We start from the raw sequence: 20,103 nt of genomic DNA on the forward strand, positions 1-20,103 counted from the left end.
CCGCATGTCGCTATCGCCTTGAGCCAGTTGTTCTCGCCGGTCACCCTCGGCCCTCTTACCCTGTCCAACCGCATCGTGATCGCGCCGATGTGCCAGTACTCCGCCGAAGATGGCCGCGCCAGCGACTGGCATGCCCAGCACCTGGGCAGCCTGGCGCAGTCCGGTGCCGGCCTGCTGATCCTGGAAGCGACCGCGGTGGAACCGCGCGGGCGCATCAGCTATGCCGACCTGGGGCTGTGGGACGACGGTACCGAAGCGGCGCTGGCGCAGGTGCTGGCCAGCGTGCGGCGCTGGTCGCCGATGCCGCTGGGCATCCAGCTGGGCCACGCCGGCCGCAAGGCCTCCACCGCACGGCCGTGGGATGGCGGCCGCCAGCTGCCGGCCGACGATGCCCGTGGCTGGCCCACCGTGGCGCCGTCGCCGCTGCCGTTCCACGCCAACGACCCGGCCCCGCAGGCGCTGGATGAAGCCGGCATTGCCGAGGTAGTGGCCGCCTTCGCCGCCAGCGCCGTGCGCGCCGAGCGCCTGGGCTTCGAACTGATCGAAATCCACGCGGCGCACGGCTACCTGCTGCACCAGTTCCTGTCGCCGCTCAGCAACCGCCGCACGGATGGCTACGGCGGCTCGCTGCCGAACCGCCTGCGCCTGCTGGTGGAAGTGTTCGACGCGGTGCGTGAAGCGGTGTCGGACAAGGTGTCGGTGGGCGTGCGCATTTCCGCCAACGACTGGGTGGAAGGTGGTTGGGACGTGGTGCAGAGCGAAGCCCTGGCACAGGTGCTGGACGCACGTGGCTGCAACTTCCTGCACGTGTCCAGCGGCGGCCTGGACGAGCGCCAGAAGATCAGCGTGGGCCCGGGCTACCAGGTACCGTTCGCCGCGGCCATCAAGGCCAAGAAGCTGCGCATGCCGGTCATCGCGGTGGGCCTGATCACCGAACCGGAACAGGCCGAATCGATCCTGCGCCACAACCAGGCCGATGCCATCGCCCTGGCCCGCGGCATCCTGTACGACCCGCGCTGGCCGTGGCATGCCGCTGCCGCGTTGGGTGACAGCGTGGTGCCGGCGCCGCAGTACCTGCGCTGCGAACCGCGCGAAGCCCGCAACGTGTTCCGCGCGCGCTGAGGCCGGTCACACCTGCCAGGCCGGCGGCAGGCCGGCCTGCAGGTGCTCGAACAATGCGCGGATGCGGGCGGTGAAATCGCGCCGGTCGCTTACGCAGAAGAACACCTCCATCGGCTCCGGATGCCACGCGCTGGCCGGGCCGAACACCGCCTGCAGCCGACCATCGCGCAGGTACGGGTCGGCCACGAAGGCGGCCAGCCGGGTGATGCCGGCGCCGGCAGCGGCCAGCTCGGCCAGCGCGTCGATGTCATCGCAGACCATGCTCGGCGGCAGCGCCGCGTCCACCCGCGTATCGCCACGCCGCAGGCCCCAGCGCAGCGGCCGGCCATCGGTGGGGAAGCGGTGCAGCAGGCCGCGATGCTGCTGCAGTTCGGCCGGTTCCTGCGGCATGCCGTGCGCGGCCAAGTAATCCGGTGCGGCGCAGAACAGGAACGGAATGCGTGCCAGCGGCCGCGCCACCAGCCCATCTTCCAGCTGCGCGCCGATGCGCAGGCTGACGTCCACCGTTTCCGGGCCGTGCTGTACCGCGCGATCGCTCAGGCGCAGTTCCAGCTGCAGTTGCGGGTAGCGCTGCTGCAGCGACGGCAGCAGCGGTGCCAGTACATGGCGGCCGAAGGCGCGGCTGCTGGCAATGCGCAGCGGCCCGCTGGGCACGATGTCGTCGGCGGTCACCAGCGCCTGCGCACGGGCCAGGTCGGCCTCGATGTGCTGCACCTGGGCCAGGTACAGCGCCCCGGCCTCGCTCAGGGCCAACTGCCGGGTGCTGCGGTTGAGCAGGCGCACGCCCAGGTGGGTTTCCAGGCGCTGGATGTTCTGGCCCACGGCGGTGGCACTGATGCCCAGGCTGCGCGCGGCCGCGGCAATGCTGCCCGTCTGCGCGGTGCGGGTGAAGCTGCGGATGAGCTGCAACAGGTTCATGACCGCCCAGCTTGCCACGGAAACCGGCAAGCGTGGCTTGGGTCTGCACCAAGCGCGGCGGGGCTGTGCGTGGGGCGTCGCGCCGCTAGCCTGCCGGCCCTGTTCACCTGATGCGATGTGCCATGGCCCACCCCCGATCGCCCCGCTGGAAGCTGCACGCCCGCAGTACGCCCTTCGTGTTCGCCTTCTTCATGGCCAGCCTGATGGCGCTGCTGATGTGCCTGGTCATCACCGCCGCCAACGCCGGGCTGGGCAGCGGCTATCTGGCGCGGGTGCTGGCCGCCTACCAGATGGCCATGCCGGTGGCGTTCTGCGGCGTGCTGCTGGTGCGCCCGCTGGTGGTGCGCCTGGTGGCGTTGACGGTGCATCCGCATTGAAGATCGGTTGCATCTGACAGCATTGTGCACCGCCGCAGGGTGCTGCCCTAAACTTGGGCCATGCGACCCGATTCCATTCTTACCCTGTCCTGTCCCGACCGCACCGGCATCGTCTACCGCGTGTCGGGGCTGCTGTTCGACCACGGCTGCAACATCCTCGACGCCCAGCAGTTCGGCGATGAAGAGAGTGGCCGTTTCTTCCTGCGCGTGCACTTCGACCGCGACGCCAGCCTGCCGCTGGACACGGTGCATGGCGCCATGGCCGCGCTGGCCGCCGATTTCGGCATGGAGTGGCAGCTGCACGACGGCCGCCGCCGCGCGCGCCTGCTGGTGCTGGTCAGCAAGCAGGGCCACTGCCTGAACGACCTGCTGTTCCGCGCGCACAGCGGGCAGCTGAAGGTGGATATCGCCGCGGTGGCGTCCAACCACGCCGATTTCGCGCCGCTGGCCGCGTCCTACCAGGTGCCGTTCCACCATTTGCCAGTGAACGCGGAAACGCGCGCGGTGCAGGAACAGCAGATCATCGATCTGGTCGACCGCGAACGCATCGACCTGGTGGTGCTGGCGCGCTACATGCAGATTCTTTCGCCCACGCTGTGCCGCGCACTGGCCGGCCGTGCGATCAACATCCACCACAGCTTCCTGCCCAGCTTCAAGGGCGCGCAGCCGTACCACCAGGCGCACGCACGCGGGGTCAAGATCATCGGCGCCACCGCGCACTACGTGACCGAAGACCTGGACGAAGGCCCGATCATCGAACAGGACGTGGCCCGCGTGGACCACGCCATGACCCCGCGCGACCTGGTGCGGCTGGGCAGCGATACCGAATCGCAGGTGCTGGCGCGCGCCGTGCGCCGGCATGTCGAGCACCGCATCCTGCTCAACGGGCACCGCACGGTGGTGTTCCGCTGACAGCGGGGGGCGTGGCCGCCGGGCATGGCCCGGCGCTACCAACCATAACCTTGGGTAGCGCCGGGCCATGCCCGGCGGTCGCGCGTCAGATGATCGCAATGCCCGCCTTGGCCAACGCCTCGCGCACCATCGCGTCGTTGGCATCGGTCACCGGCTGGGTCAGCTCCCACAGGAACTTCACCCGGAATCCGGCCTTGGCCGCATCCTGCGCGCTCCACAACACGCAGTAGTCGCGCGCCAGGCCGCACACGTGCACTTCGCGGATGCGCCGCTCATGCAGCCAGCCGGCCAGCCCGGTGGCCGGGCGGTCGCCGTCCGGGCCGTGGTTCTCGCGGAAGGCGCTGTACGAATCCACCTGCGGCCGGGTGCCCTTGCGCAGGATCAGGTCGGCCACGTTCCAGTCCACGCCCGGGTGCAGCGCGGCGCCGTCGCTGCCCTGCACGCAGTGGTCGGGCCACAGGGTCTGCGGCTGCGCGTGCAGCAGGATGGTCTCGAACGGACGCGTGCCCGGGTGCTGGCTGGCGAATGAGGCGTGCCCCGCCGGGTGCCAGTCCTGGGTGGCCACCACCGTGCGGTAGCGGCGCTGTGCCAGCAGTCCAGAAATCGGCGCCACCAGCGCATCGCCGTCGGCGCAGGCCAGCGCGCCGCCAGGCATGAAGTCCGGCTGCAGGTCGATCACCAGCAGGGCGACATCGGCGGGCAGGGCGGTCATGGCAGATCCACTACAACAGAAGGGGGCGACCAGCGTGGCCGCCCCGTGCGTGCACGTCAATCGCCCTTGGCCGGTTCCGCATCCTGCCCGTAATAGAGCAGGCCGATCTTGATGCGCTCGCGGCCGGTTTCGCGGCGGTGGCGGTTGGCATCGCGCAGCGAGTACACGCAGCCGCAGTATTCCTGCTGGTAAAACTGCTCGCGCTTGCTGATCTCGACCATGCGGCTGGCGCCGCCGCCCTTGCGCCAGTTGTAGTCCCAATACTGCAGGCCTTCGTAGCGCGACGCAGCGCGGATGCCGCAGTCATTGATCTGCGCCATGTTCTTCCAGCGCGAAATGCCCAGCGACGAACTGATGGTGTCGTAGCCGTGCTCGTGTGCGTACAGCGCCGTGCGTTCAAAGCGCATGTCGAAACACATGGTGCAGCGGATACCGCGCTCGGGCTCGTTTTCCATGCCACGGGCGCGGCTGAACCAGTTGTCGGTGTCGTAGTCGCAGTCGATGAACGGAATGCCGTGCTGCTCGGCGAAACGGATGTTCTCCTGCTTGCGCAGCTCGTACTCCTTCACCGGGTGGATGTTCGGGTTGTAGAAAAAGATCGCGTAGTCGATCCCGGAGGCGGTGATCGCCTCCATCACTTCACCCGAACAGGGGGCACAGCAGGAATGCAGCAGCAGGCGCTTGCCGTCGGCGGGCAGGGTCAGGGTGGGGCGTTGGAGCTCGGTCATCGTCGGGTGCGTGGCAGCGTGGGGAACGGATCGGGCCGGACACCGTGAACAGGACGCACGCGGCCACACCGCCCGCACGCGCAGGACGACGATGGCCCCGGCACCCTCCCCGCGGAGAGTCCAGGTCGAGTCAGGGGACGGTCGTGTCCCCCGGCCGGGGCCGGTATTCGGGCTGATGGACACGGGCCGCAGCCCACCTACTCCCTGCCGCTTCCCAGGCATGCGCCCAGTGCTCTTGGCAGGCTTCGTTTCCATTCACCGCTGCGGGGCAGCTCCGGAATGGGCGCGCCAGGCGCCTTCACCGGATTCCCGTTTAAATCCCTCCCTGCGCGTGAACGCCTGGAGGGATACCTTCGGCGCGCCCACGGTGGACGCGTTGGCGGCGCGGGTCAAGGGGGTTGGGGTCAGAGTCCGTTGCGCTGCAACGGGCTCTGACCCCGGTCGCTATGCACCTTCAGCGTCCCGCCGCCGCCCGCGCGCGGATGTCGTCCAGCCGCTGGTCGCACAGCAGGCGGCCGTTCTCCCACACGGTCACCATCGCGTCCTCGAAGCCGGCCGGCAGCGTTTCGTCACCGCTGGGAGGCAATGCCACCGTATGCAGGCTGCCGTCATCCAGGTGCCGCAGCAGGCGCATGCGGCCGCGCTTGCTGGCCTTGCCCGCATCGGTGATCGGGTCCTTGTAGACGTCGATCCATTCTCCGTCCACCCGCGCGGCCGAGCACTTCAGCGCGAACTTCTGCGTATCGCGGTCCAGCCGCTGCAGCAGGGCGCCGCCCATGCCGAAGGCCACGTTGTCTGCGGCGTAGCCGTCGCCGGTGATGCGCAGCAGGATGGCGCGGATCGTGTCCGGGTTGATGCCATCGCCCTGGATCACCCGCACGTGGTTGAGCACGCGGTAGCCCTTGCCGTTGATCGTGTGGCCAAAGGCCTCATCCAGGCGGCGCAGGCTCTCGGCCACCACCTCCACCGGGTCGCCCGAATCGGGGCGGATGACCAGGGTCGCGCCCGAGGCGATCACTTCATCGCGCAGGGTGGTGCCCCAGTGTTCGCTGATGGCGTGGTAGATGTCATAGCTGTCCGACACCACCGCCACGATCGCGCCGGGTCTGCCGAACTGGCGCAGCATGTTGCGGTAGGCCTCGACCTCGCGATCGCGGCCCCAGCTGGTGATGGTGCTGTGCTCGGCAGCGGGAATCGAATAGCCGGCCATCGGCGCGTGGTAGTGCGCGCGGGCCAGGCACAGCGCCGAGACGGTGTCGGTGCCGAGGAAGTTGACCAGGTGCGCGGCACCGCCCAGCGCGGCCGATTGCAGGCTCGACACACCGCGCGCGCCGAAGTCGTGCAGCTTGAACGGCAGCTGCCCCTGCGGGTCATCGCTGGTCTGCTGCAGGAAGCCGCTGATGGTCTGCCGCGCGTGCCAGCTGATGGTGGCCACGGTGACCGGGTACCACACGCGCAGCAGCAGGGTTTCCAGGTAGGAAGGCACCCAGAACGCGGCCGGGTCGGTCGATTCGATGGTCATCAGCGCCTGGTGCGTGGGTACCACGCTGCCCTCGGGCACCGCGCGGATACGCACCGGCAGGAAGCCGCCAAGGCGGTCGACGATGTCGCGCCAGCCGGTTTCGTTGAACGGTTCGCCATGCGCGGCGAACACCGCGGCGGCGTCGTCGATGTCGGCGTGGGTGACCGGACGTGCCAGGGCGTCCTTGAGGATCGCCTGCAGGCCGAAGAACACCGTGCGGTCGTGCAGGCCGCCACGCGATTCCACGTAGAAGAACGTGGCGTCGGTACCCGGCGGGTACTGCAGCCAGTGGCTGGCCTTGTAGCTGTCGGTGTTGAGGAGAAGGTTATCGAGGTAGTGCATGACGGAAGCTCCTTCGCGTCGGGTGACACCGGCGGTCTATCCGCCGGTGGGGAGGGTCGGGCAGGTCAGCCGCGGCCCAGGAAATACTCCAGGATGTGGAGGTGGTCTTCGAACAGCTGCGGGCCCATTTCCAGTGCTTCGCTTACCGGAATCCAGCGCGCCTTGTCGGCGTCATCGCCGCCGCGCACCGCTGACAGTTCACCGGCCGGGAATTCGAAGTGGAAGCCGTGGGTGATGGTGCGGCCGCGCTGGCTGCGGTCGGGGTGGTCGAACACCTGCTGGCTCTTCAGCGAGCCCTTCAGCACCGGCAGCGGAATCTTCAGCCGGGTCTCTTCGCGCAGTTCGCGCAGGCAGCTGTCCAGCAGGCTCTGTTCCTGGCCGACGAAGCCACCGGGCAGCGCCCACAGGCCCTTGCCGGGTTCCGAACGTCGGCGCACCAGCAGCACGTGGCCCGAATGCACGACCACTGCATCGGTGGTGACGAAGGTGGGCGCGTAGGGCGCATCCTTCCAGGCGGCCTTGTACTGTTCGATGAAACGGTACTCGGCCACCAGCTGGCCATAGGCCGGCGCGCTTTTGCGGAACGCTTCGAGCATGTCGTACACCGGCGCCGGCACGTTGCCACGCAGCATCAGCAGCGCACCGTGGAAGTCGATGTCGCCGGCTTCGAACAGGTAACGGCGCAGCTCGGTGGCCGACAGGGTGGCGGTGTGCTGCACGTCCACCAGGGGCCACTGCGGGAATTCGCGCAGGTAGTAGCTGGAGGCATCCTTGTCCATGCCGATCAGGCCGACCTTGGCATCGGCGGCAGCGCCATCATTGCGCAGGGCCTCGGCCACCTGGCGCTGCACGTTGGCGATCCACTGCGCTTCGTTGTACAGGTGGTCGCGCAGCGGGCGGATCAGCAGGCGATCGGTATGGCCATCGAGGGCGGCCTGGATCATCACCGCGCGTTCGGCCACGGTCCAGGGGTTGCGCAGGCTGCGGGGGGTATCAGCAGAGCCGACCAGAAAGATCAGCTTGCGGGCCCGGCTGAGGGCCAGGCGGGCAACGGCGGCGTGGCCGTTGTGGAAGGGCTCGAAACGCCCGATGAAGACGAGATAGTCGAATTCCATGAGAATCCCTCATGTCGTTGTGATGGCCGCGGGTCTGTCCCTTGGCTTGGCGCTGATGCTACGCCGATGGTTGGCGGGGTCAAGTGTGTGGGGGGGCCGGCAGGGCTGCGCCCTGCACCCGCTAACGTCAACGTCAACGTCAAAAGCGGGTGTGCTGAGGGTTGGCGGGGTGGGTCCGGTGGCGGGGGACGGCGCAAGTACGTCCTTGTAGCCTCGGTCGCCGCTTGCTCGTGTGCGCTGTCCTGCGCACACGGCAAGACCGGGGTTGGGCGTCCTGCCCAACCCGCCCGAGGCATGCCTCGGGCCCATGGCGCTCACGCCCCCGCCACCGGACCCACCCCGCCTTCGACAGTTTTCTGCGATTTGACGGAACGGCACGGGGTCGGATCCCGTTGCACCGCAACGGGCTCTGACCCCATTACGGCGCCGCGAGGTAGCGCTGCCAAAGGTGGTTCACCAGCTGCGTCTGTGGGTCGTACTGGCGCTTGATGTCGACCAAGGCCTGCCACTGCGGATAGGCGCGCTGGAACTGCGCGCGCGTGGCATGCGGGCGATACGGGAGGTAGTAGCTGCCGCCGCAGTCCAGCGCGGCATCGATCAGCGCGCGGGTCCAGCCCGTGGCCAGCGTATCGCTCCAGGGGAAGCGCCGCTGCTTGTGGTACAGCACGAAGCAGAACACTTCTTCGCGCGCCCACGCCAGCAGCGAGGTGGTATCGGCCGGCGCGTGGCGGATCGACACGTTCAGCGCGTCCACGCGGTGCTGCTGCAGGATGGCCGCCATGCGCGTGGCGAACGCGTGGAACCGGCGCACCGGAATGAAGTACTCCTGCAGCAGGTAGGTGGACATCGCGCGCGTGCGCGGCTCCAGCGAGGCCACGTCCAGGCTCGCTTCCAGGTTGCGGTGGATCACCCGTGGCTGCTGCAGCTGCTTCTGCACCACCGAACTGTCGCGCAGCTGTGCGCCACCCGGCAGCTCGGAAACGGCCCAGATCATGTTCTGTTCGTAGGCGTAGCGGTCGCCGACCGGCACCAGCCGCAGGGTGTCGGTCAGCGCGGCGTCGCTGCGTCGCCAGGTCACCGTCACCGGCACATCAAAGCGCGGTGGCAGCAGGTCGGCGTTGTGCATCAGCGCATCGTCGCGCGACTGCACGTGGTCGGCGAACCACTGCGGATAGTCCGCCAGCGCGACACGCTGCATGTGCCGGGCCATGCGTGCGTTGTCGGCCAGATCCAGCTCCACTTCGGTCACCACCGCCAGCAGCCCGTAGCCACCGATCACCGCGGCGAACAACTCCGGGTGCTGGCTGCGCGATGTTTCCACGACCTCACCCGAACGCAGCACCACCTGCAGGGCACGGATCGTCGCCGCCAGACTGCCGTTGCCGACGTAGCGCCCATGGCAGTTGACGCCGACCGAGCCGCCCACGGTGAAGCTGCTGAAACTCTGCATCACCTTCACCGACAGGTCGTGCGGATCCAGCAGGGCCTGCAGTTCGCGCCAGCGCATGCCGGCCTGCACGCGTGCCACCTTGCCTGGTACATCCAGGCTCAACAGGCGGTTGCAGCCGGTCATGTCCAGCTGCAGCGCGCCCTCGGCGCTGGTCTGCCCGCCCATGCTGAAGCGCCCACCCGCCACGCAGACCTGGCCACGGTGGCGCTGCAGGGCGTCTACCAGTGAGCGCTGACCGTCGACGCGGGTGATGCCCGCCAAGGCGGTGGGCTCGAGCTGGCTGATGTCGTTGCCGGTGGGCGCGTGCCCGCGTGAACAGGCGGCCGCGGTCGCAGCGGCGCCGCAGCCGGCAATGAAGGCGCGTCGGGTGGTCATGGGCACTCCCTGCAGTCCGCTTCCTGGCCGCAGTGTGCCTGCGGCGCGCGACCCGGCCAAGGGGGAATCACGCTGACTGCGCAGCGGTTCTCAGGCCCTGAGAAGCCCCTGCGCGATACTGGAACCCACGCGGCGGACGGAATGCACGGGGGCAGGGCAGTGGCGGACAAATATTGCGATCTGGTCATGAAGGGCGGCATCACCAGCGGCATCGTGTATCCGAATGCGGTGCTGGCGCTGGCCCAGCAGTACCGTTTCAAGAGCATTGGCGGCACTTCGGCCGGGGCCATTGCCGCGGCGGTGGCCGCTGCCGCCGCGTACGGCGATCGCCGCCAGCAGGCCGGCGAAACGCTGGCCGGGGAAGCGGGCTACGGCGGGCTGTCGGCGGTGTCGGCGCAGCTGTCGCGGCGCGGTTTCATCTACGGGTTGTTCCAGCCCGCGCGTGGTGCGCGTTCGGCCTATCGGCTGCTGGTGGTGCTGACCGGCAAGGCACGCTGGCCGCGCAAGCTGCTGTGCCTGGCCGCGGCGGTGTTCACCATCGCACCGCTGGAAGTGCTGGTGTCGCTGGCCCTGCTGCTGGCGCTGGGCGGCTGGGGCGGTGGCTGGAGCGGTGTGGCCGCCACCCTGCTGCCGTCGCTGCTGTGCGCCTATGGCGCCGGCGTGGCTGGCGCGGCGCTGCGCGTGGCACGGGTGGCGCGGCGCAACCTGCTGGGCCTGTGCAGCGGGCTGGGGCGCGATGCGCAGACCCCGGCATTGACCGACTGGCTGCACGCGCGCCTGCAGCAGTTGGCGGGCAAGCCGCTGGACGCCCCGCTCACCTTCGCCGACCTGCATGATGCACCGCGCTATGCCGGCGAACCGCACAGCCCGCAGGCCATCAGCCTGCAGATGATCACCACCTGTGTGTCCCACAACGAGCCGCGCACCCTGCCGCTGGGCGGGGCGCAGTTCTGGTTCCTGCGCGAGGAATTCGCCCAGTTGTTCCCGGCCAGCGTGGTGGAATGGCTGGTGCAGCAGGCCGGTGCGCCGCTGCAGGTGGACGGGCGCCAGTACTACCATCTGCCGCAGGGCGCGCAGTTGCCGGTGCTGGTGGCCACGCGCATGAGCCTCAGCTTCCCGCTGCTGATCAGCGCGGTACCGCTGCACGAACCGGCCCGCCGCGAGCGCCGCTGCGAACCGGCGGCAGCGCCGGCCACGCAGGACCACAACGTGGCCGACAGCATGGAAGGGCTGACCAGCGCCGGGCAGGCGTGTGGCCCGGTCATCACCGCTTTCCGCGTGTGCTGGTTTTCCGATGGCGGCATCAGCAGCAACTTCCCGATCCATCTGTTCGACGCGGCGCTGCCGCGCTGGCCCACGTTCGCCATCAACCTGGTCTACCCGCAGCACGCCGAGGATGTCAGCCATGGCGAAAGTACGCGGGCCTCGCTGGAAAAATCGGTGTTCCTGCCTACCGGCAACCGCCATGGCTGGCAGCGCCATTACCAGTCCATTGCCACGCCCCTGGCTGCCGGTGAACTGGGCCGTTTCCTGTTCGCCGTGGTCGCCACCATGCAGAACTGGCGTGATCTGCTGCAGGCGCGCGCGCCCGGTTACCGCGACCGCATCGTGCACGTCAGCCTGCAGGGCGACGAAGGTGGCATGAACCTGGACATGCCGCAGGACGTGCTGACCCGCATTGCCGACAAGGGCAGCCTGGCCGGCGCGCGCTTCTGTACGTTCTCATTCGAGAACCACTACTGGATCCGCTGGCGCAACCTGGCATCTGCCTACCAGCGCTACACGTTGGAAGTAGCGCGCACCGACGATCCGGCGCAGCAGGTGTTGGCCTACCGCGCGGCGTATTCCATGGTTGCCCGCGGCGAACCGGTGCCGCCGTCGTACAAGCTGGGGTCGGAAGACAAACGCCAGGCGTCGCAGCAGTTGTGGGGGTTGATGGTGGAACAGGGCCGCACCTGGGAAGACCTGGGCCCGGACCTGACCGACGGCGCACCGCGCCCGCTGCCGCAGATGAAGGTGACGCCGATCTACTGAGCGCGATCGATACAATCGTGCTTCATGCTGCAAGGAGCTGTGGATGTCTGCCCGCCAGGAACTGCTGGATCTGCTTGAACGCCTCGATGCCCGCGACCCGGAGCACCTGCCGGTGGTGCCACTGGCCGCCTACTTCGAAGGCAACGACTTCGAAGAATGCATCGCGCCCAACCAATGGGGATACGGCCGCCCGCCGATCGCCGAGCTGTACGCGCGCTTGGCCGCGATTGCCGAAAAGCCTGAAGTCGAAGGCGTGTACGTGGGTCTGCACCAGGATTGGGGCAGCGCCTTGGAAGACGACAGCGAATGGCCTGCTGCCGAGAACGTGCACGTGCTGACCCGCGCCGACGTCGGGACCGTAGAAGGTTGGCTGCAGGGCCTGGAATGCGACGGCGTGGGCGAAGGCTGGCCCTACGGCCAGCACATCGACGCCCCCGTGCCCTCGGAAGGGCACCGCGTGCTGACCGTGTACTGGGATTAGTAGATCCACGCCACGCGTGGATGCATTCCGCGCACGGCCAGAACGTGTCCAACAAAGTGGGCACCTACCCATGGCGACATCCGGATGGGGTCAGAGCCCGTTGCGTCGCAACGGGATCTGACCCGGTGTTGCTCCATCAGATCGCAGGAACCTGTCAGGGGTGGGGCGGTGTCGGATTGCGGGGTGTCCGCGGCATGGATGCCGCGGCCAAGCCCCCATGGAGGGGTTAACGGCGTCCCCGCAATCCGACACCGCCCCGCCCAAACACGGAATGCCCGCTTTTGACGTTGCTTCAGTCGAGCATGGCTCGACTCTACAAGGGGTGCAGGGCGCAGCCCTGCAGAAATACCTACCGCCCCGGCAACTGTACGAACGCGCGCTGCATGCAGTCCTCGCGCGGGCACACCCGGCAGCCCGGCCCGATCGATACCGAATTGCCCGGGCTCTGCACATCCAGCCCCAGCGAGTACACCAGCCGCTCGGCATGCTGCAGGTCGCAGCCCAGCGCCACCGCGAAGGTCTTGCGCGGCTGGCCATGCCCCACCGGCCCGCTGCTGACCTGCCGCGCCAGCCAGAAGTGGCGCCGCCCATCGGGCATGCGCGCGGTCTGCGTGAGGATGCGCCCAGGCTGGTTGAACGCCTCGTAGACGATCCACAGCGGGCACGAACCGCCCACCTGCGAGAAATGGAAATCGGTGGCCGAGTGGCGCTTGGACACGTTGCCCGCCCGGTCCACGCGGATGAAGAAGAACGGCAGCCCCGGGGCACTGCGCCGCGCCAGCGTGCTCAATCGATGGCACACCGCCTCGAAACCCACGCCGAACTGATGCGCCAGCAGCTCGATGTCGTAGCTGCTGGCTTCGGCCGCACGCAGGAAGCGCAGGTAGGGCATCACCAGCGCGCCGGCGAAGTAGTTGGAAAGGCCGATCCGTGCCTGGGCGATGCGCGCGTCATCGTGGAAGCCGGCGCGCGCCACCACCGCATCGATCTGCGGCAGGTAGCCGCGCAGGGCCAGCTCGGCCGCCATCTGGAACGCGTGCTGGCCCGGCTCCAGATAGTCCGGCAGCCACAGCGTGCGGGTGCCGGCGTCGTACTGGCGCTTTTCGCGCCCGGCCTGCAGCGCGGCCACTTCCACCAGCACGCCGTGGCGGTCGGCCAGCAGCTGGCGCAGGCGCGGCGCTACGTGCCCCGGTGCCAAGCCCCATTCGGCGAACAGCTGTTCGGCCAGCTCGTCCAGTTCGGGGATGTGGTTGTGCATGCGGTTGAAGAACTCGCGCACCTGGTCGCCGGCGGGCAGGGTGCTGCCGGCGCCAGGCTCGCCCAGCTGGAACTCCAGGGCAGCGGCATGCTCGCGCAGGGCCAGATGGCGGCGGTGCAGATCCAGCAGGGCGCGGCTGACCTGCGGCAGATTGCCAGCCAGCGTCCGCAGCTCGGTGGCACTGACGTCGGCCAGGCCCAGGTCGCGCAGGGTTTCCCCCAGCGATTCCTGCAGCGCTGCGGGCTCATCGTCGTCGAACAGGGAAGAAACGTCGCCCAATACCTCGCCCAGCTTCTGCTGCACGGCGGCCGTGAGGGGGCGCTTGTTGCGCTCGATCTGGTTCAGGTAGCTGGCCGACAGCCCCAGCGCCCGCGCCAGTTCGATCTGGCTGAAGCCACGCTGCTCGCGCAGCCGTAGCAGGCGCAGGCCCAGTTGGCGTTGGGGAGGCTGGAAATTCACAGAATTAACAGGAATCGTCTGGCGTGTTGGCCAGATTAAGCGGATTAAGGCCGGAAATCGAGGTGGGTGCTGTGAATAATGCCAAGCATCTTTCGAGCCCGTGGGATTGTCGTCATGACTGTTGCAGCGCCCCGTATCCGCATGCTGATCGATGGCCAGTTCATCGAATCGGCCACCTCCCACTGGCAGGACGTGGTCAACCCGGCCACCCAGGACGTGCTGGCGCAGGTGCCGTTCGCCACCACCAGCGAAGTGGATGCCGCCGTGGCCGCCGCCAAGGAAGCCTTCAAGACCTGGCGCAAGACCCCGATCGGCACCCGTGCGCGCATCTTCCTGAAGTACCAGCAGCTGATCCGCGAAAACATGAGCGAGCTGGCCCACATCCTCACCGCCGAACAGGGCAAGACCCTGCCGGACGCGGAAGGCGATGTGTTCCGCGGCCTGGAAGTGGTCGAGCACGCCGCCGCCATCGGCAACCTGCAGCTGGGTGAGCTGGCCAACAACGTGGCCAATGGCGTGGATACCTACACGATCATGCAGCCGCTGGGCGTGTGCGCCGGCATCACTCCGTTCAACTTCCCGGCGATGATTCCGCTGTGGATGTTCCCGATGGCCATCGCCACCGGCAACACCTTCATCCTCAAGCCGTCCGAGCAGGACCCGATGGTGACCATGCGCCTGGTCGAACTGGCGCTGGAAGCCGGCATTCCGAAGGGCGTGCTGAACGTCGTCCACGGTGGCGAAGAAGTGGTCAACGCGATCTGCGACCACCCGGACATCAAGGCCGTTTCGTTCGTCGGTTCCACCCGCGTCGGCACCCACGTGTACAACCGTGCCTCGCTGGCCGGCAAGCGCGTGCAGTGCATGATGGGCGCCAAGAACCACGCCGTGGTGCTGCCGGACGCCAACAAGGAACAGACCCTCAACGCCATGGTCGGCGCCGCCTTCGGTGCGGCCGGCCAGCGCTGCATGGCCGCCTCCACCCTGGTGCTGGTGGGTGAGGCACGCGGTTGGGTGCAGGACCTGGTGGCCAAGGCGCAGACCCTGAAGGTCAGCGGCGGCACCGTGGCCGGCACCGATGTCGGCCCGGTCATTTCCTGCAGCGCCCGCGAGCGCGTGGAAGGCCTGATCGCCTCGGGCGTGGAGCAGGGTGCCAAGCTGGTGCTGGACGGCCGCAAGCCGCAGGTCGACGGTTTCGAGAAGGGCAACTTCGTCGGCCCGACCATCTTTGCCGGTGTCACCACCGACATGCGCATTTACCAGGAAGAGATCTTCGGGCCGGTGCTGGTGATCCTGGAAGCGGAAACGCTGGAAGACGCCATCGCGATGGTCAACGGCAATCCCAACGGCAACGGCACCGCACTGTTCACCCAGTCCGGCGCGGCCGCGCGCAAGTTCCAGGAAGACATCGACGTGGGTCAGGTCGGCATCAACGTGCCGATTCCGGTGCCGGTGCCACTGTTCTCGTTCACCGGTTCGCGCGCGTCCAAGCTGGGCGACCTGGGCCCGTACGGCAAGCAGGTGGTGCTGTTCTACACCCAGACCAAGACCGTCACCGCACGCTGGTTCGATGACGAGACGCTGAGCCACGGCGTCAACACCACCATCAGCCTGAAGTAAGGGCGGGAGCAGCCATGAGCCACTCGATGACGACGGACCAGGAAGAAGCGCAGCAGGCGTACCGCGAAGCCGCGCGTGACTTCGCACAAGCCGAACTGGCACCGCACGCCGCGCGATGGGATGCGGAGGGCATCTTTCCGCGCGAGGCGATCGCCAAGGCCGGTGAACTGGGCTTCTGCGGTCTGTACATGGACCCGGAAGTCGGCGGCAGCGGCCTGAGCCGCCTGGACGCCGCCGTCGTCATCGAGGAGCTCGCCAACGTCGATCCGTCGACCGCGGCCTACATCAGCATCCACAACATGGCCTCGTGGATGGTGTCCAAGTGGGGCCAGGACGCACTGCGCGATGCCTGGGGCACCGATCTGTCTTCGGGCAGCAAGCTGGCCTCGTACTGCCTGACCGAGCCGGGTGCCGGTTCCGATGCGGCCTCGCTGAAGACCACCGCCGTGCGCGACGGCGACGACTATGTGCTGAACGGGTCCAAGGCGTTCATCTCCGGCGCCGGTGCCACCGAACTGCTGGTGGTGATGGCGCGTACTGGCGGTGCCGGTGCCGGCGGCGTCAGTGCCATCGCGGTGCCGGCCGACCTGCCGGGCATCAGCTATGGCCGCAAGGAAGAGAAGATGGGCTGGAACAGCCAGCCCACCCGCGGCATCACCTTCGAAAACGTGCGCGTGCCGGTCAGCCACCTTCTGGGAGAGGAAGGCGGCGGCTTCAAGCTGGCGATGAAGGGTCTGGACGGCGGCCGCATCAACATCGCCGCCTGTTCGCTGGGTGCCGCGCAGGGCGCGCTGGATGCCGCACGCCGCTACATGGGCGAGCGCCGCCAGTTCGGCAAGGCGCTGGCCGATTTCCAGGCGCTGCAGTTCAAGCTGGCCGACATGGCCATCGAGCTGGTGGCCGCGCGGCAGATGGTGCATTCGGCCGCGCGCAAGCTTGATGCCGGTGCCAGCGATGCCAATGTCTGGTGCGCAATGGCCAAGCGCTTTGCCACCGATGCCGGTTTCAGGATCTGCAACGAAGCGCTGCAGATCCACGGCGGCTACGGCTATATCCGCGAATACCCGATCGAGCGCCTGCTGCGCGACAGCCGCGTGCACCAGATCCTGGAAGGCACCAACGAGATCATGCGGGTGATCGTGGCCCGCCACCTGCTCAACACCGAAGAGGAACTGCGATGAAGGATTGGCGTACCCAGGAACACGTGGGCCTGAAGGTCGAGGTCGATGGCCACACCGCCGTGGTCACCCTGCACAACCCGCCTGCGCACACCTGGACCGTGCACAGTCTGTCGGCGCTGCGCGACCTGGTGGGCGCGCTCAACGCAGACCGCGATATCTACGCGCTGGTGATCACCGGTGACGGCGAGAAGTTCTTCTCCGCGGGCGCCGATCTCAACCAGTTCGCATCCGGCGACAAGGCCGCTGCACGCGAAGCGGCACGCCGTTTCGGTGAAGCCTTCGAAGCCCTGTCAGCGTTCCGTGGCGTGTCGATCGCCGCCATCAACGGCTACGCCATGGGCGGTGGCTTGGAATGCGCGCTGGCCTGCGACCTGCGCATCATCGAAGACCACGCCCAGGTCGCGCTGCCAGAGGCCACCGTCGGCCTGCTGCCGTGTGCCGGTGGCACCCAGAACCTGCCGCGCCTGGTTGGCGAGGGCTGGGCCAAGCGCATGATCCTGCTCGGCGAGCGCATCAACGCCGAGACCGCATTGCGCATCGGCCTGGCCGAAGAAAAGGTCGGCAAGGGCGAAGCCAAGGCGCTGGCGCTGGAATGGGCAAAGAAGGCCGGCAAGCAGAGCCCGACCAGCATTGCCGCCTGCAAGACCCTGGTGCAGTCCACCCGCACCGGCACCCACGCCTCGGCGCTGGTGGCCGAGCGCGAGGCCTTCGTCGACCTGTTCGACACCGCCGACCAGGTCGAGGGCGTGACCGCCTTCCTGGAAAAGCGCGCCGCGCAGTGGAAGAACGCATGAGCACCGACACCGTTGCCGACGACGCACCGGTGCTGTTCGAAGAGCGCGTGGCCGGCAACGGCACGCGCATCGGCATCGCCACGCTGAACGCGCCGCGCACGCTCAACGGTTTCTCGCTGCCGATGGCGCACCTGCTGCTGAAGCAGTTGAATGCCTGGGCCGACGACGATGGCATCGCCATGGTGGTGCTGCAGGGCGCCGGCGAGAAGGCCTTCTGCGCCGGCGGCGACCTGCACAGCCTGTACAAGGCCATGGTCGCCTTCCGCGAAGAAGGCCGCAGCGATATCCGAGACAACGCCTACGCCGCCGAGTTCTTCGACGTCGAGTACCGCGTCGATTACCTCATCCATACCTATGCCAAGCCGATCCTGTGCTGGGGCCACGGCATCGTGATGGGCGGTGGCATCGGCTTGATGTCCGGCGCCAGCCACCGCGTGGTCAGCGAGCGCTCCAAGCTGGCTTTCCCGGAAATCACCGTCGGTCTGTTCCCCGATGTGGGCGGCAGCTGGCTGCTGCCGCGCGTGCCGGGCAAGGGCGGCCTGTTCCTGGCCCTGACCGGTGCGCTGCTGAACCCCGGTGATGCCATCTACGCAGGCCTGGCCGATGTGCACGTGGCCGAGGAACGCCGTTCTGCGGTGTTCGACGCACTGCTGCAGGTGGCCTGGTCCGCCGATGCTGCGCACAACCACGAACGCCTGAGCCAGCTGCTGCAGTCGCACGCCAGCGATGCGGCCATCGGCCCGCTGCTGGCCAACGCCGCGCAGGTCGATGCGCTGTGCGAAGGTGATGAGCTGGTGGCGATCATCGACCGCATCGCGCACCTGCAGAGCGACGATGCCTGGCTGCAGGCGGCGCAGAAGACGCTGGCTGCCGGTGCGCCCGGTTCGGCGCGGCTGGCTTTTGAACTGCAGCGGCGCAGCGCCGGCCAGGATCTGGCCAGCGTGTACCGTCTGGAATACATCACCGCGCTGCATTGCGCTGCCCATGGCGATTTCGCCGAAGGCATCCGCGCGCTGCTGATCGACAAGGACCGCAATCCGCAGTGGAACCCGGCCGCCCTGGCCGAGGCCACCGCCGCGTGGGCCGACACCTTCTTTGTTTCGCCCTGGTCCGAGGCCGCACATCCGCTGGCCGACCTGGGCACTCCCCTTGCTGAAAGGAGCCTTGCATGAGCCGCATTGCATTCATCGGGTTGGGCAACATGGGTGGCCCGATGGCCGCCAATCTGGTCAGGAACGGCCACAGCGTGCGTGTATTCGATCTGGTGCCCGCCGCCGTGCAGGCCGCAGTGGATGCCGGCGCCAGTGCCGCCGCGTCGGCGCGCGAGACCCTGGCCGATGCCGAGGTCGTGATCTCGATGCTGCCGGCCAGCCGCCACGTCGAAGGCGTGTACCTGGGCGATGACGGCATCCTCGCCGCGATCCCGGCCGGTGCGCTGGTCATCGACTGCAGCACCATTGCCCCGGCCAGCGCCCGCAAGGTCTCCGAAGCGGCTGCCGCGCGCGGCCTGCAGATGATCGATGCACCGGTGTCCGGCGGTACCGCCGGTGCCCAGGCCGGCACCCTGACCTTCATCGTCGGGGGTGAAGAGGACGCGCTGGAACGCGCGCGTCCGGTGCTGCAGGCGATGGGCAAGAACATCTTCCACGTGGGTGCCAGTGGCGCCGGCCAGGTCGCCAAGCTGTGCAACAACATGGCGCTGGGCGTGATCATGGCGGTGACCGGCGAAGCCATCGCGCTGGGTGTGGCGCACGGGCTGGACCCGAAGGTGCTGTCGCAGATGATGGCTGTCAGCACCGGCCGCAGCTGGGCCACCGAAGTGTGCAACCCGTGGCCGGGCGTGCTGGAAAATGCGCCGGCCTCGCGCGGCTACAGCGGCGGCTTCGGCAGCGATCTGATGCTGAAGGACATGGGCCTGGCCGTGGAGGCGGCGATGAGCGTCGGCGCCTCGATCCCGCTGGGCGAAGTGGCCCGCAACCTGTACTCGATGAACCACCAGGCCGGCCGCGGCAAGCTGGATTTCTCCAGCGTGGTGCAGCTGATCACCAGCGATAAATAAGCGAATGCGTCCCCGGCCCTGTGCCGGGGCCCACCCGAGGTGGGATGGGCGGATGCCCGGTTTCGACCGGCATCCGCCCATTTTTTTGGGGTCAGAGCCCTTTCGCAACGCGAAAGGGCTCTGACCCCTGAGGTCCTGCGCTGGGGTCAGAGCCCTTTGCCGGTGGCAAAGGGATCCGACCCCTTCGTTGCATCAGGCAACGATCAGGGTCACGTCGATGTTGCCGCGGGTGGCATTGGAGTACGGGCAGACGATGTGCGCCTTCTGCACCAGTTCTTCCACCTGCTCGCGCGGCACGCCCGGCACGTTGATGGTCAGTTCGGCTTCAATGCCGAAACCGGTCGGGATCTGGCCGATGCCGACCTTGCCGGTCACGGTGGTGTCGGCGGGCAGGGCGACCTTGGCCTGGCCGGCCACGAACTTCAGTGCGCCCAGGAAGCAGGCCGAATAACCGGCGGCGAACAGCTGTTCCGGGTTGGTGCCGGGGCCGCCGGCGCCGCCCAGTTCGCGCGGGGTCGACAGCTGGATGTCCAGCACGTTGTCGGACGAGACCGAACGGCCTTCACGGCCGCCGGTGGAGGTGGCCTGGGCGGTGTACAGAACCTTTTCGATGGACATGGGATGCTCCTGGTCAGTGGGTGGGT

The 20,103-nt window shown here is 68.1% G+C and carries 18 protein-coding genes and 1 riboswitch; of the genes, 10 read left to right on the forward strand and 8 right to left on the reverse strand.

Annotated elements, in window-relative coordinates; genetic code table 11:
* Window positions 1-18 precede the first annotated feature (18 nt).
* Window positions 19-1,122, forward strand: a complete 1,104-nt coding sequence (locus tag AC06FA_RS10650) for an NADH:flavin oxidoreductase/NADH oxidase (RefSeq protein ID WP_478068255.1) — start codon at window positions 19-21, stop codon at window positions 1,120-1,122.
* Between the two features lie 6 nt (window positions 1,123-1,128).
* Here the strand turns inward: AC06FA_RS10650 and AC06FA_RS10655 are convergent, their stop codons facing one another.
* The gene (locus AC06FA_RS10655; RefSeq protein ID WP_478068256.1) at window positions 1,129-2,040 is read right to left on the reverse strand and encodes a LysR family transcriptional regulator; all 912 of its coding nucleotides are present in this window, start codon (window positions 2,038-2,040) and stop codon (window positions 1,129-1,131) included.
* A 122-nt stretch (window positions 2,041-2,162) separates the two neighbouring features.
* On the opposite strand from AC06FA_RS10655, the gene AC06FA_RS10660 reads away from it, so the two are divergent.
* Together AC06FA_RS10660 and purU are read left to right on the forward strand one after the other, a co-directional pair.
* Window positions 2,163-2,417, forward strand: coding sequence for a DUF2798 domain-containing protein (locus AC06FA_RS10660; protein ID WP_478068257.1), 255 nt, complete (start codon window positions 2,163-2,165; stop codon window positions 2,415-2,417).
* Between the two features lie 60 nt (window positions 2,418-2,477).
* A complete protein-coding gene (gene purU / locus AC06FA_RS10665) occupies window positions 2,478-3,329 on the forward strand; it encodes a formyltetrahydrofolate deformylase (RefSeq protein WP_478068258.1) in 852 nt (283 codons plus the stop codon).
* Between the two features lie 85 nt (window positions 3,330-3,414).
* Here purU and pncA read toward each other — a convergent pair whose 3' ends face one another.
* The 5 genes from pncA to AC06FA_RS10690 all read right to left on the reverse strand — a co-directional run bounded on the left by pncA (window position 3,415) and on the right by AC06FA_RS10690 (window position 9,573).
* On the reverse strand, window positions 3,415-4,041 hold the full coding sequence (gene pncA, locus AC06FA_RS10670) for a bifunctional nicotinamidase/pyrazinamidase (RefSeq protein WP_478068259.1): 627 nt from the start codon (window positions 4,039-4,041) through the stop codon (window positions 3,415-3,417).
* Window positions 4,042-4,097: 56 nt separating this feature from the next.
* Entirely contained in the window at window positions 4,098-4,769 is a 672-nt protein-coding gene (locus AC06FA_RS10675) for an epoxyqueuosine reductase QueH (RefSeq protein WP_478068260.1), read from the reverse strand.
* A gap of 158 nt (window positions 4,770-4,927) precedes the next feature.
* Window positions 4,928-5,121: riboswitch (cobalamin riboswitch) on the reverse strand.
* A gap of 102 nt (window positions 5,122-5,223) precedes the next feature.
* Window positions 5,224-6,633 (reverse strand): nicotinate phosphoribosyltransferase, encoded by a 1,410-nt coding sequence (locus tag AC06FA_RS10680; RefSeq protein ID WP_478068261.1) that lies wholly within the window; start codon window positions 6,631-6,633, stop codon window positions 5,224-5,226.
* A gap of 65 nt (window positions 6,634-6,698) precedes the next feature.
* Window positions 6,699-7,748 (reverse strand): bifunctional nicotinamide-nucleotide adenylyltransferase/Nudix hydroxylase, encoded by a 1,050-nt coding sequence (locus AC06FA_RS10685; protein ID WP_478068262.1) that lies wholly within the window; start codon window positions 7,746-7,748, stop codon window positions 6,699-6,701.
* A 418-nt stretch (window positions 7,749-8,166) separates the two neighbouring features.
* On the reverse strand, window positions 8,167-9,573 hold the full coding sequence (locus AC06FA_RS10690) for an FAD-binding oxidoreductase (RefSeq protein ID WP_478068263.1): 1,407 nt from the start codon (window positions 9,571-9,573) through the stop codon (window positions 8,167-8,169).
* A gap of 141 nt (window positions 9,574-9,714) precedes the next feature.
* Between AC06FA_RS10690 and AC06FA_RS10695 the strand changes: the two genes are divergently transcribed.
* The gene (locus tag AC06FA_RS10695) at window positions 9,715-11,607 is read left to right on the forward strand and encodes an RpoH suppressor (protein ID WP_478068264.1); all 1,893 of its coding nucleotides are present in this window, start codon (window positions 9,715-9,717) and stop codon (window positions 11,605-11,607) included.
* Between the two features lie 43 nt (window positions 11,608-11,650).
* The gene (locus AC06FA_RS10700) at window positions 11,651-12,088 is read left to right on the forward strand and encodes a hypothetical protein (RefSeq protein WP_478068265.1); all 438 of its coding nucleotides are present in this window, start codon (window positions 11,651-11,653) and stop codon (window positions 12,086-12,088) included.
* A 349-nt stretch (window positions 12,089-12,437) separates the two neighbouring features.
* Here AC06FA_RS10700 and AC06FA_RS10705 read toward each other — a convergent pair whose 3' ends face one another.
* Window positions 12,438-13,805, reverse strand: a complete 1,368-nt coding sequence (locus AC06FA_RS10705; RefSeq protein ID WP_478068266.1) for a helix-turn-helix domain-containing protein — start codon at window positions 13,803-13,805, stop codon at window positions 12,438-12,440.
* Window positions 13,806-13,919: 114 nt separating this feature from the next.
* Between AC06FA_RS10705 and AC06FA_RS10710 the strand changes: the two genes are divergently transcribed.
* Genes AC06FA_RS10710 through mmsB form a run of 5 tightly spaced genes read left to right on the forward strand, consistent with a single transcriptional unit; the run spans window position 13,920 to window position 19,459 of the window.
* Window positions 13,920-15,425, forward strand: a complete 1,506-nt coding sequence (locus AC06FA_RS10710; protein ID WP_108751851.1) for a CoA-acylating methylmalonate-semialdehyde dehydrogenase — start codon at window positions 13,920-13,922, stop codon at window positions 15,423-15,425.
* Window positions 15,426-15,439: 14 nt separating this feature from the next.
* Window positions 15,440-16,606 (forward strand): acyl-CoA dehydrogenase family protein, encoded by a 1,167-nt coding sequence (locus AC06FA_RS10715; RefSeq protein WP_199932537.1) that lies wholly within the window; start codon window positions 15,440-15,442, stop codon window positions 16,604-16,606.
* Entirely contained in the window at window positions 16,603-17,400 is a 798-nt protein-coding gene (locus tag AC06FA_RS10720) for an enoyl-CoA hydratase (RefSeq protein ID WP_478068267.1), read from the forward strand. Before AC06FA_RS10715 ends, AC06FA_RS10720 begins: the two co-directional genes overlap by 4 nt.
* On the forward strand, window positions 17,397-18,572 hold the full coding sequence (locus AC06FA_RS10725) for an enoyl-CoA hydratase/isomerase family protein (protein ID WP_478068268.1): 1,176 nt from the start codon (window positions 17,397-17,399) through the stop codon (window positions 18,570-18,572). The genes AC06FA_RS10720 and AC06FA_RS10725 overlap by 4 nt, the downstream gene beginning before the upstream one ends.
* On the forward strand, window positions 18,569-19,459 hold the full coding sequence (gene mmsB, locus AC06FA_RS10730) for a 3-hydroxyisobutyrate dehydrogenase (RefSeq protein WP_478068269.1): 891 nt from the start codon (window positions 18,569-18,571) through the stop codon (window positions 19,457-19,459). The genes AC06FA_RS10725 and mmsB overlap by 4 nt, the downstream gene beginning before the upstream one ends.
* 192 nt (window positions 19,460-19,651) lie before the next feature.
* Here mmsB and AC06FA_RS10735 read toward each other — a convergent pair whose 3' ends face one another.
* On the reverse strand, window positions 19,652-20,077 hold the full coding sequence (locus AC06FA_RS10735) for an organic hydroperoxide resistance protein (RefSeq protein WP_004153735.1): 426 nt from the start codon (window positions 20,075-20,077) through the stop codon (window positions 19,652-19,654).
* Window positions 20,078-20,103 lie beyond the last annotated feature (26 nt).

The sequence above is a fragment of the Stenotrophomonas sp. Steno-C17 genome, assembly GCF_056393165.1.